The organism is Segatella copri (assembly GCF_019249655.2).
GTDB lineage: Bacteria > Bacteroidota > Bacteroidia > Bacteroidales > Bacteroidaceae > Prevotella.
Map to the genome: position 1 here is coordinate 1,101,798 of NZ_CP137557.1, position 15,658 is coordinate 1,117,455.

Below are 15,658 nucleotides of genomic sequence, written 5' to 3' on the forward strand. Positions count from 1 at the left end.
GAAATTTTCCTATGGATTCCTATATATAATAATGTGTAATCCCCGTTTCTCCTTAAATCTTCTAGTTCTTCCTATATTCAAGTGCTTTTTTATGTTAAATCTATCTGTAGTTTAGTGACAATATCAGACATTCTTATTATATTTGTCAACAAATTAAAGAGCTGACAATTATGACTAATGACTCATTTTCAATAAGATTGCGGGAAGCGCGACAGATGATGGGACTCAGTATGGATAAACTCGTAGAGCGAACCCATGGAGCCATCACCAAGCAGAGCATATCCCGTTATGAAAAAGGCATCATGCGCCCCAAGCGTGATGCCCTGCAAGCCATAGCCAAAGCCCTCAATATCAGCGAGGCATATTTCGATGGTACCAATATCAAGATAGATGTTCCGATGCTCCGCACCACCTCCAATGGTAAGTTATCCGAAGACGAGTTGCAAGCCCTTGAAGCAAAACTCTCTTTTTGGGCGGAGCAGTATCTTGCCAAGGAGAAAGAAGCGGGTTTTCCTACCCAGTTCAAGAATCCGATAAAAGAAACCAGGATATCAACGCAGGAAGATGCCATCCAGGCATCCAGTCTTCTTCGTGAAAAGTGGCATTGCGGTGATGGTCCCATCGCCAGCATTCTGAGACTCTTGGAAAGAAAAGGCATCATGATACTTGCTGCTACTCTCCCGGATTATGTTTTCGGAATGAGTACCTGGGCAGATAAGAAGCATCCGCTGATGATTCTCGATTTTAATCCAGAAAAGAGTAGCGTAGAGAAACTTCGTTTCACGGCAGTTCATGAGTTAGCCCATCTGCTTCTCCTCTTCCCGGAAGACAGTCCGTTGAAACTGGAGAAGCGCTGTGATCTCTTTGCCAGTTTCTTCCTTCTTCCCAAATTGGCGCTTATTGAAGAGTTGGGTTCCAGGAAACGAGAGTTGATAACGCTGGAAGAGATGATAGACATCAAGGAGCTATATGGTGCCTCTCTCGCCGCTTCCATCATTGCCGCCAGAGATTACGGCATTATCACCACCGAGTATAAACGTGCATGGTATGCCGAGCATATAGAGCCTAATCCTCGTGAAATAGGTAATGGCCACTATGCATTTCCTGAGACATTGGGAAGGGAGAAGAGAGTCAACTCAATCATCAAAAGTATGGAGGAATAAAATATGCAGAATGAAAGTCAAAATATAGAATATAAGGAATCATGGCGTGATGAATATCTGAAATGGATATGTGGTTTCGCCAATGCGCAAGGTGGACGTATTTATATCGGTGTAAACGACCGGAAAGAAGTAATCGGTTTATCTGATGCCAAACGGTTGTTGGAAGATATTCCTAACAAGATAGTTAATTATCTGGGCATCGTAGAAGATGTAAACCTTCTTATGGAAGGTGATAAAGAGTACATAGAGATTGTGGTCTCACCAAGTAATATGCCGATAGCCTATAAAGGTACGTATCATTATCGTAGTGGTTCTACCAAGCAAGAACTCAAAGGGCTTGCTTTGCAGCAATTCATTATGGAGAAGATGGGGCATTCATGGGACGATATTCCTGTTTATGGTGCAACTCTTGATGATATTGACCGCAATGCGATTGACTATTTCTTGCAATGTAGCATCAAGGCAGGTCGTATGGATGAATCAGAGGGCAATTCGTCCACAGAGGATGTATTGCGTAATCTTGGCTTGTTTACCAGGGAAGGTGAATTGAAGAATGCTGCCATTTTGCTTTTCGGAAAGCATGTTGGTCAGTTCTTTCCATCTGCGGTATTCAAGATTGGACGTTTTCATACAGATGAGAGTGATTTGATTATTCAAGATGTGATAGAAGGCAACCTGATTCAAATGGCAAGTCGAGTGATGGAAGTACTCCGAACCAAGTATCTGCTTTCGCCTATTCACTACGAGGGATTGCAGCGCATAGAGCAGCTGGAGATTCCTGATAAAGCATTACGAGAGTTGATATACAATGCCATTTCGCATAAGGCTTATAATGGTCCTGCCATCCAAATGCGCATCTACGATCGCAGTATAGAATTGTGGAACTACGGTTTGTTGCCGAAAGAGTTGACTCCTGCAGCCTTAATGCAGAAGCATTCTTCTTATCCTCGTAATCACAATATTGCTAATGTTTTTTACAAAGCAGGCTTTGTGGAGTCATGGGGACGTGGTTTCAAGAAGATTGCCGAGGAGTTTGAACGTGCCAGCTTACCATTGCCAACGATAGAAGAAAATGGAGGTGGTGTGATGGCGATTGTTCAGCGTAAGACGATAGACGAAGTTATCGCAGAGCGTGATGGGAATGTCGGTGTAAATGTCGGAGACATGTCGGAAACAAATGTCGGAAACATGTCGGAAAGCGAACTATCTGAGCGCCAGTTAAATATCATTTCTATGATTAAGGAAAATCCCTTTGTTACGGGTAAGGAAATGTCGGAAACAATGTCGGTAACGCAACGTACCATAGAACGTGACTTATCTGTATTACAAAAAGCGGGAATAATTAGACATGAAGGAAGAGTGAATGCTGGTGTTTGGGTGATACTCGAACATGGAAATACGAATTCTTAATAGTGTTAGATATGAAGCAAAATAATAATGAACAAATTGTCTTCGATATGTTCGAAGAGGTTGCAACCGAAAGCATCGCTGAGGCTCGAAATGCATACACCTATGAAGAAATTGATGGGTGCTATCAGGAGGCGAAAGAGATTGCTGATAATGCAAGGATGAACTTGCTGGAGAAAATGGGAGGTACATAATAATAACTCCTACCGGAAAATCGGAAATTCAATTTTGTTTTTTCGTAGTAGTAATTAGTTAGTGAACATTTTAAAAGAGAATTATATGAAAGAAATTAAAGAACTAACAGGCTTGTATTCTTTAACTAAGACTATTGGGGTAGAATTAAAGCCAGTGGGTAAGACGCAAGAGCTCATTGAAGCTAAAAAGCTTATTGAGCAGGATGATCAGCGTGCCGAAGATTACAAAATAGTAAAGGATATTATAGATCGTTATCATAAGGATTTTATCGATAAGTGTCTTAACTGTGTTAAAATCAAAAAAGATGATTTAGAGAAATATGTGTCATTGGCAGAAAACTCTAATAGAGATGCTGAGGATTTTGACAATATCAAGACCAAAATGCGTAATCAGATAACTGAAGCATTCAGAAAGAATTCTTTATTTACTAATTTATTCAAGAAAAATCTTATTAAGGAGTATCTTCCAGCTTTTGTAAGTGAGGAAGAGAAGAGTGTGGTGAACAAATTTAGCAAATTTACCACTTACTTTGATGCGTTTAATGACAATCGTAAAAATTTATATTCAGGAGATGCCAAATCCGGTACGATAGCTTATCGACTTATTCATGAGAATTTGCCGATGTTTCTTGATAATATAGCATCCTTTAATGCAATTTCTGGGACAGGAGTAAATGAGTACTTTTCTAGTATAGAGACAGAATTTACTGATACTCTTGAAGGAAAGCGTCTGACTGAGTTTTTTCAGATTGACTTTTTTAATAATACATTGACTCAGAAAAAGATAGACAACTATAACTATATTGTAGGGGCAGTCAATAAAGCTGTAAATCTTTATAAGCAACAGCACAAAACAGTTCGTGTTCCATTGCTCAAACCATTATATAAAATGATCTTGAGTGATAGAATTGCCCCGTCATGGTTACCGGAATGTTTTAAAAGCGATAACGACATGTTGACTGCCATCAAAGCTGCTTACGAATCTTTGAGAGAAGTTTTAGTAGGTGATAATGATGAAAGTCTTCGCAACTTATTGCTCAATATAGAGCATTATGATCTTGAACATATTTACATTGCAAATGATTCCGGATTGACTTCCATTTCACAGAAAATATTTGGATGTTATGATACTTATACTTTGGCAATCAAAGACCAACTACAAAGGGATTATCCTGCAACAAAGAAGCAAAGAGAAACTCCTGATTTGTATGATGAACGTATAGATAAATTGTATAAAAAAGTGAGTAGTTTTTCTATTGCTTATCTTAATCGATTAGTCGATGCGAAAGGGCATTTTACTATTAATGAATATTATAAGCAGTTGGGAGCTTATTGTCGTGAAGAAGTAAAAGAAAAAGATGATTTCTTTAAGAGTATTGATGGTGCTTATTGTGCTATATCACATCTTTTCTTTGGGGAACATGGCGAAATAGCCCAGTCAGACTCAGATGTTGAGCTTGTCCAAAAGTTGCTCGAAGCCTATAAGGGGTTACAACGCTTTATCAAGCCTTTATTAGGTCATGGTGATGAAGCTGATAAAGACAATGAGTTTGATGCAAAACTTCGTAAAGTATGGGATGAACTCGACATCATTACACCGCTTTATGATAAGGTACGCAATTGGCTCTCTCGTAAGATATATAACCCTGAGAAGATAAAGCTATGTTTTGAGAATAATGGCAAGTTGTTATCTGGATGGGTTGACAGCAGAACTAAATCCGATAATGGTACTCAATATGGTGGGTATATCTTCAGAAAGAAGAATGAGATTGGTGAATACGATTTCTATTTGGGTATTTCTGCTGATACAAAACTGTTTCGTCGTGATGCTGCCATCAGTTATGATGATGGCATGTACGAGAGATTAGATTACTATCAACTGAAATCAAAAACTTTACTCGGAAATAGTTATGCTGGAGATTATGGACAGGATTCGATGGATTTGCTTTCTGCATTTAAAAATGCTGCAGCTAAGTTCCAATTTGAAAAGGAAGTGGTTCCTAAAGATAAAGAGAATGTGCCAAAATATCTCAAGCGCCTAAAACTGGATTATGCAGGATTTTATCAAATTTTGATGAATGATGATAAGGTTGTAGATGCTTACAAGGGTATGAAGCAGCATATTCTTGCGACATTGGCTTCTTCGATTCGTGTACCTGCGGCAATAGAGTTAGCTACTCAAACAGAATTGGGTATTGACGAATTGATTGATGAAATAATGAATTTACCGTCCAAGTCATTCGGCTATTTCCCTATTGTCACTGCAGCAATAGAAGAAGCTAACAAGAGAGAGAATAAACCTTTGTTCCTTTTTAAGATGAGTAACAAGGATCTTTCTTATGCAGCAACAGCTTCTAAAGGGTTAAGAAAAGGTCGAGGAACAGAGAATCTTCATACAATGTATCTCAAAGCTCTTTTGGGGATGACACAGAGTGTTTTTGATATTGGAAGTGGAATGGTATTCTTTCGTCACCAGACTAAAGGTTTGGCAGAAACAACGGCAAGACATAAAGCTAATGAGTTTGTTGCTAATAAGAACAAGCTTAATGACAAGAAAAAGAGTATTTTTGGCTATGAGATAGTGAAGAATAAACGTTTTACGGTAGATAAGTACCTTTTTAAGTTGTCTATGAATTTGAATTATTCACAACCAAATAAATTTGATGTAAATTCTGAAGTTCGTGAAATAATTAGTAATGGAGGTATAAAGCATATTATCGGCATAGATCGTGGTGAACGTAATTTACTTTATCTGTCTTTAATAGATCTGAAGGGAAATATTGTCATGCAGAAATCTCTCAATATTCTCAAGAACGATCATAATGTAAAGGGAACTGATTATAAAGGCTTGCTGACAGAACGAGAGGGAGAACGTAAAGATGCTCGCCATAATTGGAAGAAGATTGCGAATATCAAAGATCTTAAACGAGGTTATTTGAGTCAAGTAGTGCATGTCATTAGTAAAATGATGGTAGAATACAATGCAATTGTTGTACTTGAAGATTTGAATCCTGGTTTTATTAGAGGAAGACAAAAAATCGAGCGTAACGTATACGATCAATTCGAAAAAATGCTGATTGACAAGTTGAATTTTTATGTTGACAAGCATAAAGATATCAATGAAGTAGGAGGATTATTGCATGCACTTCAGCTTACTTCTGAATTTAAAAATTTCAAAAAAAGTGAGCATCAGAATGGGTGTCTTTTCTATATTCCAGCATGGAATACTAGTAAAATAGATCCTGCAACAGGTTTTGTCAATCTCTTTAATACGAAATATTCGAATGCAGTTGAGGCACATGAATTCTTTAGTAAATTTGATGCAATTCGTTATAACGAGGAAAAAGACTGGTTTGAGTTTGAATTTGATTACGATAACTTCACTCAGAAGGCTCATGGTACTCGTACCAGGTGGACACTCTGTACTTATGGTATGCGTTTGCGTTCATTTAAAAATCCAGCAAAACAATATAATTGGGATTCAGAGGTAGTAGCGCTTACCGATGAATTCAAAAAAATACTTGGAGAAGCTGGCATTGATATTCATGAGAATCTAAAAGATGCAATCTGTAATTTGGAAGGTAAAAGCCAAAAGTATCTCGAACCTTTGATGCAGTTTATGAAATTGCTGCTACAATTGCGTAATAGTAAGGCTGGTACTGACGAAGATTATATCCTTTCTCCAGTTGCCGATGAGAACGGAATATTCTACGATAGCCGTTCTTGTGGTGATGAACTTCCTGAGAATGCGGATGCTAATGGTGCTTATAACATCGCCCGCAAGGGACTGATGATGATTGAGCAGATAAAAGATGCTAAGGATTTGGATAACTTGAAGTTTGATATTTCCAACAAGTCTTGGCTCAATTTTGCACAACAAAAGCCATATAAGAATGAATGATTATATTCAGCTTTCAACGTTGAATGACTTTATTTTCTGTCCGTACTCCATATACTTGCATAGCGTGTATATGGAGTCGGATGGAGATTTATATAAAGCCGCTCCACAGACCAAAGGTACTCTGGCGCACCAAGGCGTGGATGAAAAAAAAGGGAGTACTCGAAAGAGTGATATTATGTCGCTCCCAGTCTATTGCGATGAGTTAGGCATATCTGGCAAGATTGATGTCTATAAACAGGACAAGCGTTTGTTGATAGAACGTAAGAACAATCTCAAACGCATCTTTCGTGGTCAGATTTATCAACTTTGGGGACAATGATTATGGTTCAAGCGCAAATCATTGGTATGTGACTTGATGGAACCTTTCAGATGCATCATAGACCATGCTGTATTGTTGGCGTTTAATAGAAAGCAGTTCTCTGAAAAAGACTTTACTTTGATAAAGCAGGAGTATCATTTGAAGTATGAGAAGTGTGCTGACTATTATAGGGTATTTTATGACGAGTTGATTGCTCGTAAGATGGACATATTCAAGTTCGTTCAGCAGTATTATCGTTGTTTCATGGGATGTAAGTCAGTAAAAGAATATCCAATATTTGAGTTTTAAATGATAATAGTTAGTTATGATATTTCAGATGACAAGATGCGTACCAACTTCTCTAAAATGCTCAAAAGCAATGGGGCTATCCGTCTTCAGTTTTCTGTATATGAAGTAAGAAACACAAAGAGAATTATGGATAATCTTGTTGCAAAGATAGAGGCTTATGCCAAACATTTTACAGCTGATGATAGTGTAATTCTCTTTGGTGTAGATTCTGATAAGCTTACTAAGTATGGTAATGCTATTCATAGAGATCAGGCTATAGTCTATTTTTGATTGTGCAAAAATCTGTTTTTGATATTGCAAACCTTGGTCTTTATATTTTTGTGATAAAGTATATAAGTTGCTTATTTACAGGTCGTTCTTTGAAATATTTGATTAAACCTTAATGGGAGGGGTGGATAAAATCTCCAAAATATTCAAGCAAAAAAGCCTTTGCTTCAAGGATTTTTTGTATCTTTGCAGTCGATAAGGGGCTAGTAAGCTTCAATAATTTCTACTATTGTAGATTTAAGGCACGTAAGAAGTTGGAGTTTTAGGGCTAGTAAGCTTCAATAATTTCTACTATTGTAGATATGATGGTACGGGCAGTTATGAAACTAATAGGGCTAGTAAGCTTCAATAATTTCTACTATTGTAGATAAAAGAGCCAAAACTTCCACCTGTTGCCGTGGCTAGTAAGCTTCAATAATTTCTACTATTGTAGATTTGTTGAACCATTTAAAGCAGATTTGATGGCTAGTAAGCTTCAATAATTTCTACTATTGTAGATGTGAGAAAGCAGAATTTAGATATTTTGCAGGCTAGTAAGCTTCAATAATTTCTACTATTGTAGATTGGTGTATGTTCTGCCAATGGTTTTGATGGCTAGTAAGCTTCAATAATTTCTACTATTGTAGATTTAATATCGTGACTGGAATACGATCAAATGGCTAGTAAGCTTCAATAATTTCTACTATTGTAGATATATAGATTTCTACTTCTGCTCCGTTATCGGCTAGTAAGCTTCAATAATTTCTACTATTGTAGATTGGTACGAAACGAAGTAGGTTCTCTTTAGGCTAGTAAGCTTCAATAATTTCTACTATTGTAGATCCAACCAATTTCGCCCAACACCTTATTAAGGCTAGTAAGCTTCAATAATTTCTACTATTGTAGATATCGGAAACGTCCATTGCTTGTTACGCATCACGGCTAGTAAGCTTCAATAATTTCTACTATTGTAGATGAGATTACTACAGAGCAAAAACAAGAAGAGGCTAGTAAGCTTCAATAATTTCTACTATTGTAGATATTGCTCAAAAAGAATCAGGCTTTAAAGGGGCTAGTAAGCTTCAATAATTTCTACTATTGTAGATAGAACGAGCAGGGAGCATTGACAGAGATATAGGCTAGTAAGCTTCAATAATTTCTACTATTGTAGATTCAGCGACTTGGAAAAGAAAGTCTACACGGCTAGTAAGCTTCAATAATTTCTACTATTGTAGATGTGACCCTGTAGAGTTCCCAGCCAACAGCGGCTAGTAAGCTTCAATAATTTCTACTATTGTAGATAACACTCGGGTACCGGTCAATGGTTACACGGGCTAGTAAGCTTCAATAATTTCTACTATTGTAGATCGGGGGCGAAGGGGGTTGATGTGTGATATGGGCTAGTAAGCTTCAATAATTTCTACTATTGTAGATAATCCACGCACCCACATAGGATGAGGATTAATATTAGTAAGTTTTCATAATTTCTACTGTTGTAGATAATTCCATAAAGGTGCGATTAAGTATGTTTGTTGCTTGGAGATGTAAAGTTATGCGAAAATATGGTGTAAGGATGAAAAAATAATTCGAATACAAGGGAGACGCCCGACAAGAAATCAGAATAATTTCTTGCTGGGCGGATTCCTTATATTTCAATAATCATAAGAAGTTCATTCTCACACCACCTTCACAATCCTTCTGCTGTCGCCGGCAAAAAAACTTAGCATAGTCTTTTTGCTCAATTTGCTTTATCGCAGCCTTTGTCTTTCATACTATACTATCAAGGTATAGTGAATTGATTCCAACCTTTAAAAACATCAAGGAATCGGCCAATCAATTAGGTTTGGAGTTTGATGTAGAGTATGGCTATTATATTTTGTACCGGAGTGGTTGTTCGGAAATTCCGAATAACCACTCCGAATTACAAGAGTAGATGATGTGGATTCAACAAGCGAAACTTAAATCTTGGTATCGTTTGCAGTGATAGTATGGTATCGGTACGGCGCTATCGTCAAGTATCTTCGCCTACTACTTCAATGCTAACGATTTCTACCTTAATTTCATGTTCGGGCTTGTTCGATTCTTCGTTGTTGTTTGCTGTGTCTGATAATAGACCTTGTAAGAAAAAAGTGGTTTGTCGGAATTTCCGACAGACCACTCAACATGGTACCTTAGAGGGGAAAACGCAGAGCCTCCAATCTGCTTCGCAAAAAGTGCAGAAATTGAGTGAGATTCAGGAATGTTTAGCAAAGAAATTGGCAAAATCAGTCTATTTTTCTTTATTTAACTCCGAAATTGAGTGGAATATCAGAGAAAATCTTTAAATTTGCATTTAAATACAATATTTTGCAAAGAATGGAAGATAGAGAACTATTACAGAAAAGTGCTCCAGAGTTCGAACGCCTCGCCTTTACGGTGTTGGCTATCGAGGCTTCGGCACAAAAAATGGGTATATCGCCGTCTGAAATGAGAAAGCGATTGGATAAGGTGGGGCTAATCAAGAGTCTCATTCAAGATTGCTATGACACTCTACATAACGAGAGTCGGGACGCTGTGGCAAATGATGTGGTCGAAGCTCTTAAAAATTGGGAAAGAAAAGAATAATGGAAAAGCAAATATTATATCAAGGTTCATATTAAGCCAAGAGATAGTAGATAAGTATTTGCAATTCAAATCATACGAAAGGATATAATTATGTTGGATTTTTTATTATGGAACAAAATCGCTCGTGTCATAAAGCAGTTAGCCGACACGCTGCATATATCAACCGACAGGGCATTACAGATATTCTATGACTCTGATCATAAGACAAAAGACGCCATAGCCTTGTAGCGTGGTAACTACTATAAATAAGGTTCTTCTCAAATTTTGGTACATTTATGTATCTAAGTTTGAGGAGACCTTTATCTGCAAAAGAGAAATCGATGCTCTTCCACCCATAATTCGCTTTGCGGTCTTTATCTTGTTGACCGAACCTTCAAGGATTCCATTGTTCAATTTGCTAGCAATAGAATTATTGATGGCGGAATAGTCCTTAATCAGTCCTTTGGCAAACTTTTCCATTTTCTCATTACCACATCCTATGACCATGTTAATCCATTTGTACAAGTTCATTTTGACCTCTCCGCTCAAAATGCCTTGAAATGTTGTTATATAATAGGCTAAATCGGTAATATGCAAGTCCTGCAGAAACAATCTGACTGTATCAGTCTTGGTTTTCCAGTTGAAGTGAACTATTGAATTCCAAAGGTCATACTCTTCGCTCCTGATAGTTGCCTTTGCAAGAAATGCCTTGTAGGCATCATCGTATGCCTTCCAGTCTTCCTTCCATTTTTCTCTCAGTAGAAAAAGAAGTCTTTTCAGTATTTCTTTCTTCTCTGTAGAATGTAACCCCTTGGTAACCACAGAGTAATCCAATGACTTTTTACAGAGAATCCTGTTTGTAATAGATTCTATGGCTTTGTAAGCCCTTAGTTGCGTTGGGTTGAGCAAGTCCTCATATTTGGTGTTCCTTAGCTTTCCCATCTTAAATCCATCAAACCCTGTTTTGTCATGGATTTCACTCAAAGTCAGTCCTTGCCTTGCATAAAGATCCATGAAAGTGTTCCATTCAGCCATTTTCTTGATTCTTCTTGTATCCTTGCACATCGATTCCAAGACTGCATATATGCTGGTATAAAGCCAACCTCTACTTATTTGTGGCTTAATGGGACCAACTAGACCTTGAGTCAGCAACTCCATTCTCTTATGCAAAAACTCCTGCAGAATCTTTGGAAAGACTGCGCTCGTCAAGTCTTCAATGACATGGAATTTGTCTGTGATAGCATGTGCTGATGGGGCTCCTTGCTTGATAGCCTTAATGAAGCATCGTCCCCTATCACGAGTGATAGTATCGACTTTCTTGTATTGTTTCAAGACATTTGCCACAATCGAAGAATCTCTAGAGTCTATCAGTTCCAAAATCTCGCCTGTGTCATGGTCTACGATAACACTGCCATAGGTATGTCCCTTTCTCTTGGCAAAGTCATCTATGCCTATATTCCTGGCAGTCCTGTCTGGAAGTCTTTGGATCTTTTTCAAATGATTTATGCAAGTATTTGGACAGCAGGTGATTCCCATCTTTCTCATGACCTTGGAGGTCGACACAGATGACATATGTATATGAAGCTGGTTCATCAACTCTATGCATCTTACACTGAATCTTGCATATTTGTTTAGCCACTTCGTCTGTTGCTCTACAAATATATGTTTATCAGACTGGCAGTAAAAACGGCGCATGTAAAGGGTGAGAACAAACCGTTTACACCCTAAAGGACACATCGTGACCGTTCTCTTTTGCCAGCCACGGGTATGAGTGGTTTTCTGGCCACAACGGTCGCAGAAGGCATGGGTAGCCGTACTCACGAGAACCATTTTGAGTTCCGTGGAAGAGAAGTCACAACTTGTGATAAAAAAGCCATCTATGGCAGGAAAAATGTCCATAAGAAGTTTTTCTCCGGCCATAGAAGCATTTATATCGGATTTTATTTGGTTGTTCCTTATCTTTTTTATAATTTTGCATCTGTTAGCGATTGTATCCATTGTAAGTCATATTTTATGATCACTTTAAACTTACATATTTTTGGAGACAATCGCTAATTTTTTATATTAAACTTTCTCAAAAATATTGCTCCTTCATATAAAAATTGGGGCTTTGTACTAAAATTTGAGAAGAACCATAAATAATTTCCTCTTTTTTATTACCACTATTACCACGCACAATTTAACCATCTGATAATAAGGATGATAAGGCGTGGTAATAAGCGGATTTTTATTATCACCTGTTACCACTATTACCACGCCTTGCCAATCGTCTTTACGCTTTCTATAAAAGAAAACTATTTTCTAACTACCAGATACTCAGTTCCAAATCTCGTCCTTCGATTCTCCAGTCCCTCGATATTCTGAAGCTCTCTGCCCAATCTCTGCAGACTCGAAACCTGCAGGGAGGAGCCGAATTTCTGCTTCAAAATGTCGAAAATGGCGGCTGCCATCATGTATTCTCCCTTTTCTGGGTCATTTGTTGGCTCAAAAACCTCCAGAAAACATTGTTTTATTGGCGAAATCTGCTCAAATTGCCTGTTGTATTGCATGATGATGGCAGTTTCCTGGGCATTGAAATAGGATTTTTCTCCCTGCTCCAGGGCTTGCATCGCCTGCGCATAAAGCTGCTCATAGTTCAATCTGCCGCTCACATCGATAGGACCCGTCAGCTCCACACCCAGAAAACGGCGGTTGCCGGATGGGTCGGCTAGAATATCCGTCATGTTGCTCGTGGCTATGAAGGAGGCTAGGCGGGGGAACTCCTCTACATGACTTCCGTACGGCGGCTTGATCTTCACCGTGGGCAGTTGCAGCAGATTCTTCAGAAAACCCTGTTGTATCTGGGGCGAAATCTGATTGAACTCATCCAGGTTGATGAGCAGAAACTGTACCATGCCCTGTAACACCTGGCGCTTCTCCGAAAGAAGCATGTTGTCGGTGAAACCCCACGATAGTTCGCCCGGTATCAGACGGCGGCAGAAGGTGCTCTTGTTGTAGCCCTGCTTGGAAATGAGCAGCGGCATCGTGCTGTTGCCGTATTGGCGGCGATAGGAACCTCGCCACTGATCTACCATGCCCAGAAACCAGGTGTAGAACCAGTCTTCCCAATGCGGATTTTGGGTAGGAACGGTGCGGGCGAGGGCACGGATGCGATCCTTGCCGTCCCATTTTCCTACGCAGTCGTAAAGAAAAGTCTCTATCGGATTGTAACTCTTGATATGACTGGAGCCTAGAAAGTTCTTGACATCGTTGATGGTTATGTGGATGTCGGCAAGCTGGGTGTCGATGGTCATGCTTTTCAGCATGCGGCCATCCACGGGGTTGAAATCTCCCACCCACGAGTTGTTGGGGCGATATTCCGTGTATTTCATCACGGCATTATAGCGAAACTGGTATCTGCTTTGCAGAAAATTCTTCATCTGCAGAATATCGGCTCTGCCTTTTCTTCCCGATGAGGCTTTCTCGGTTTTCCTATCCTTGGAATGGGTGGCGTAGGCGCTGCTCACAATCTGACGGAACTCTTCCTCGGTGGCATCATTCCAGTTGTTTCTTCGGATATGGATGAATGCCTCCTCTTCGCTTATGCCCATGCGGCAGAGCTTGGCAGCAACGGCTGAAAGGAAGGCGAAAAACTGGTCGTTCTCATTAGCCCACTTCATGTTGGCTTCTGTCATTTCTGCCTGCGTCTCCTGGACGGCCTTACTGTAAAGAAACTCGTTGTCCTGGAATGCCTTCAGGTCATCCACTCGCTTGGGTGCGGCTGCTGATAGTTGGCAGTTTCTGGCGATGCGTTCCCAAAAACGGTCGATGCTTTTCTGGCTGACCATCAGTTGGTTCTGCCTGTTGATTCTAGTGATGGTAAACTTCATGTTCAAGCTAATTATATGATATAACGATATTTAGAATAGCTTATGACGTATATGTTAAGCTGTAAATGACGTTCTGAACGGTGCTTCCAGGCATCGAGGAATGTTACCCGAGGCGTTGCCCAACTTTGCCCGAGGCTTTGGGCACTTATGACCGAGGTAGTCGGTTATTAGTACCCGTGTTCTCGGGCATGAGTGCTCATGTTCATGGGCACGAATCCTCATGTACGCGGGTGCTTAGTAGTTAACCTCTTCCGTATACTTATCGAATTTCAGGTTGGTGTATCCACGTGCCTTGCACCAGTTAAGAACATACTGCTGCTGTTCTGGCAAGAGGCCCGTCTGTCCTAACTTATATCTGTAATATGAAGTGTTGCTTCCGAAGTAGGAAGTCATGTGGGTTCTGAAACTGCCTCCGTCTTTGCGCTTCAGTTCGTCAAGAAGTTTCTCAAAACCGTATGCCATTTTCATCAGTCGTAGTTGCAGGAAGTGTTCGCACTTATCGTCGTGATAAGCGTCGGGATAGACGGCGTAGCCGATGGTGTGCTCCGGATCTTTATAGGTTACGGATAGATAGCGTGCGCATTGCTGGGCTAGGGGACATTGCTGGTTGAAGCAATAGGTCCATGTGCTGTGACTTTCGCCGTTGGCGAAATAGAGTCTTACTAAATCTGCTTGAGTCATAGGCTCATCTTGTTTTTAAGTTTGAGTTGTGGTTTCACAGGAGTCTTGAGCTTCTAGGTGGAATCGGCAAGAACTTTTCTTGCTGGTTGCAAAGATACAAAAAAATGGGTCTGAATGCAAGCTTTTTCTCATTTTATTTGCTTAAATGATTTTTTTTCCGTACTTTTGCCCTAGGCAGAAGAAAGTTCTGTTAATATATAAATATTTAGATTATGCAATACAAGAATATTATATTCGATTTAGGTAATGTCTTGGTGAAGCTCAATCCGGAAGGATGCATCGGGGCTTTCAAGGCGATAGGAATGGGGGAGTTGGTTGATTCAAATCCTCAGAGTGAGGGGATGAAGCTGATGAGCAAGCTGGGTGTGGGAATGATGACCACCGAAGCGTTCTGCGATGCAGCCCGTAAGTTGACAGGAGCTGATGTGACGAATGAAGAAATCATCGCTGCTGCCAACAAGATGCTGGTGGAGATTCCTGATGAGAAGAAGGAGCGACTCTTGCAGTTGAAGAAGGCTGGCTATCGCCTCTTCCTCCTGAGCAATACCATTGATATTCATTGGGATTATTGTGTGGAGCATCTCTTTCCTTATCAGAACCATGGGGTAGAGGATTATTTCGAGCAGTGCTTCCTCTCTCAGCGAATGCATCTGGCTAAGCCTAATGCCCGCATCTATGAGGAGGTAATCAGGCTGGCGAACATCCATCCCGACGAAACCCTCTTCATCGATGACCTGAAGGAAAACTGCGAAGCTGCCGAGAAACTGGGCATCCATACCTTCCAAAACGTGAAGTTCGATGACTGGCTTGCACTTCGATTCTGACGGAAATGTCAGAATCGAAGTTTTTATTCGTTAAATAATTTTGTGTTAATTTGCATTTTTTCTGATGAATAATCGCAATAACTCCACACTTTTTCTGACGAATATCTGTAGAAGTCCACACTTTTTCTAACGAATAATCAACAAATTCCCACACTTTTTCTGACGAATAACTAAGGAAAAGGC

General features: G+C 39.6%; 12 protein-coding genes and 1 CRISPR repeat array. Of the genes, 9 read left to right on the top strand and 3 right to left on the bottom strand.

Annotated elements, in window-relative coordinates; all coding sequences use genetic code 11:
- Nucleotides 1–170 precede the first annotated feature (170 nt).
- The 8 genes from KUA49_RS04130 to KUA49_RS04160 all read left to right on the top strand — a co-directional run bounded on the left by KUA49_RS04130 (nucleotide 171) and on the right by KUA49_RS04160 (nucleotide 10,122).
- On the top strand, nucleotides 171–1,163 hold the full coding sequence (locus KUA49_RS04130; RefSeq protein WP_256624901.1) for a helix-turn-helix domain-containing protein: 993 nt from the start codon (nucleotides 171–173) through the stop codon (nucleotides 1,161–1,163).
- A gap of 3 nt (nucleotides 1,164–1,166) precedes the next feature.
- Nucleotides 1,167–2,573, top strand: a complete 1,407-nt coding sequence (locus KUA49_RS04135) for an ATP-binding protein (protein WP_218413268.1) — start codon at nucleotides 1,167–1,169, stop codon at nucleotides 2,571–2,573.
- Nucleotides 2,574–2,584: 11 nt separating this feature from the next.
- Entirely contained in the window at nucleotides 2,585–2,764 is a 180-nt protein-coding gene (locus tag KUA49_RS04140) for a hypothetical protein (protein WP_218413267.1), read from the top strand.
- 85 nt (nucleotides 2,765–2,849) lie between these two features.
- Entirely contained in the window at nucleotides 2,850–6,665 is a 3,816-nt protein-coding gene (cas12a, locus tag KUA49_RS04145; RefSeq protein WP_218413266.1) for a type V CRISPR-associated protein Cas12a/Cpf1, read from the top strand.
- Nucleotides 6,658–6,984, top strand: coding sequence for a type V CRISPR-associated protein Cas4 (gene cas4, locus KUA49_RS04150; RefSeq protein ID WP_218413265.1), 327 nt, complete (start codon nucleotides 6,658–6,660; stop codon nucleotides 6,982–6,984). The genes cas12a and cas4 overlap by 8 nt, the downstream gene beginning before the upstream one ends.
- 21 nt (nucleotides 6,985–7,005) lie before the next feature.
- On the top strand, nucleotides 7,006–7,272 hold the full coding sequence (locus KUA49_RS17620; RefSeq protein WP_412178597.1) for a CRISPR-associated endonuclease Cas1: 267 nt from the start codon (nucleotides 7,006–7,008) through the stop codon (nucleotides 7,270–7,272).
- A complete protein-coding gene (gene cas2 / locus KUA49_RS04155) occupies nucleotides 7,273–7,542 on the top strand; it encodes a CRISPR-associated endonuclease Cas2 (RefSeq protein ID WP_218413263.1) in 270 nt (89 codons plus the stop codon).
- A gap of 198 nt (nucleotides 7,543–7,740) precedes the next feature.
- Nucleotides 7,741–9,019: direct repeats of the CRISPR family, unit length 36 nt; unit sequence GGCTAGTAAGCTTCAATAATTTCTACTATTGTAGAT.
- A gap of 854 nt (nucleotides 9,020–9,873) precedes the next feature.
- Nucleotides 9,874–10,122: a DUF3791 domain-containing protein gene (locus tag KUA49_RS04160; protein WP_218413262.1), complete on the top strand. Its 249-nt coding sequence runs from the start codon at nucleotides 9,874–9,876 to the stop codon at nucleotides 10,120–10,122.
- A gap of 273 nt (nucleotides 10,123–10,395) precedes the next feature.
- Here the strand turns inward: KUA49_RS04160 and KUA49_RS04165 are convergent, their stop codons facing one another.
- The 3 genes from KUA49_RS04165 to KUA49_RS04175 all read right to left on the bottom strand — a co-directional run bounded on the left by KUA49_RS04165 (nucleotide 10,396) and on the right by KUA49_RS04175 (nucleotide 14,651).
- A complete protein-coding gene (locus KUA49_RS04165; RefSeq protein ID WP_318331673.1) occupies nucleotides 10,396–12,099 on the bottom strand; it encodes an ISL3 family transposase in 1,704 nt (567 codons plus the stop codon).
- Between the two features lie 296 nt (nucleotides 12,100–12,395).
- Nucleotides 12,396–13,970 (bottom strand): VapE domain-containing protein, encoded by a 1,575-nt coding sequence (locus KUA49_RS04170; RefSeq protein WP_256624862.1) that lies wholly within the window; start codon nucleotides 13,968–13,970, stop codon nucleotides 12,396–12,398.
- A gap of 234 nt (nucleotides 13,971–14,204) precedes the next feature.
- The gene (locus KUA49_RS04175) at nucleotides 14,205–14,651 is read right to left on the bottom strand and encodes a DUF6078 family protein (RefSeq protein ID WP_218412947.1); all 447 of its coding nucleotides are present in this window, start codon (nucleotides 14,649–14,651) and stop codon (nucleotides 14,205–14,207) included.
- A gap of 212 nt (nucleotides 14,652–14,863) precedes the next feature.
- Here KUA49_RS04175 and KUA49_RS04180 point away from each other — a divergent pair, with 212 nt between their 5' ends.
- Nucleotides 14,864–15,475 (top strand): HAD family hydrolase, encoded by a 612-nt coding sequence (locus tag KUA49_RS04180; protein ID WP_256624861.1) that lies wholly within the window; start codon nucleotides 14,864–14,866, stop codon nucleotides 15,473–15,475.
- Nucleotides 15,476–15,658: the final 183 nt, after the last annotated feature.

Bases quoted from the DNA above. Each gene is read 5' to 3' on its own strand.
- cas12a (WP_218413266.1), top strand. From the start codon at position 2,850: ATGAAAGAAATTAAAGAACTAACAGGCTTGTATTCTTTAACTAAGACT.
- KUA49_RS04140 (WP_218413267.1), top strand. From the start codon at position 2,585: ATGAAGCAAAATAATAATGAACAAATTGTCTTCGATATGTTCGAAGAG.
- KUA49_RS04165 (WP_318331673.1), bottom strand. From the start codon at position 12,099: ATGGATACAATCGCTAACAGATGCAAAATTATAAAAAAGATAAGGAAC.
- cas2 (WP_218413263.1), top strand. From the start codon at position 7,273: ATGATAATAGTTAGTTATGATATTTCAGATGACAAGATGCGTACCAAC.
- KUA49_RS04170 (WP_256624862.1), bottom strand. From the start codon at position 13,970: ATGAAGTTTACCATCACTAGAATCAACAGGCAGAACCAACTGATGGTC.
- KUA49_RS04160 (WP_218413262.1), top strand. From the start codon at position 9,874: ATGGAAGATAGAGAACTATTACAGAAAAGTGCTCCAGAGTTCGAACGC.
- KUA49_RS04180 (WP_256624861.1), top strand. From the start codon at position 14,864: ATGCAATACAAGAATATTATATTCGATTTAGGTAATGTCTTGGTGAAG.
- KUA49_RS04135 (WP_218413268.1), top strand. From the start codon at position 1,167: ATGCAGAATGAAAGTCAAAATATAGAATATAAGGAATCATGGCGTGAT.
- KUA49_RS04175 (WP_218412947.1), bottom strand. From the start codon at position 14,651: ATGACTCAAGCAGATTTAGTAAGACTCTATTTCGCCAACGGCGAAAGT.
- KUA49_RS04130 (WP_256624901.1), top strand. From the start codon at position 171: ATGACTAATGACTCATTTTCAATAAGATTGCGGGAAGCGCGACAGATG.
- cas4 (WP_218413265.1), top strand. From the start codon at position 6,658: ATGAATGATTATATTCAGCTTTCAACGTTGAATGACTTTATTTTCTGT.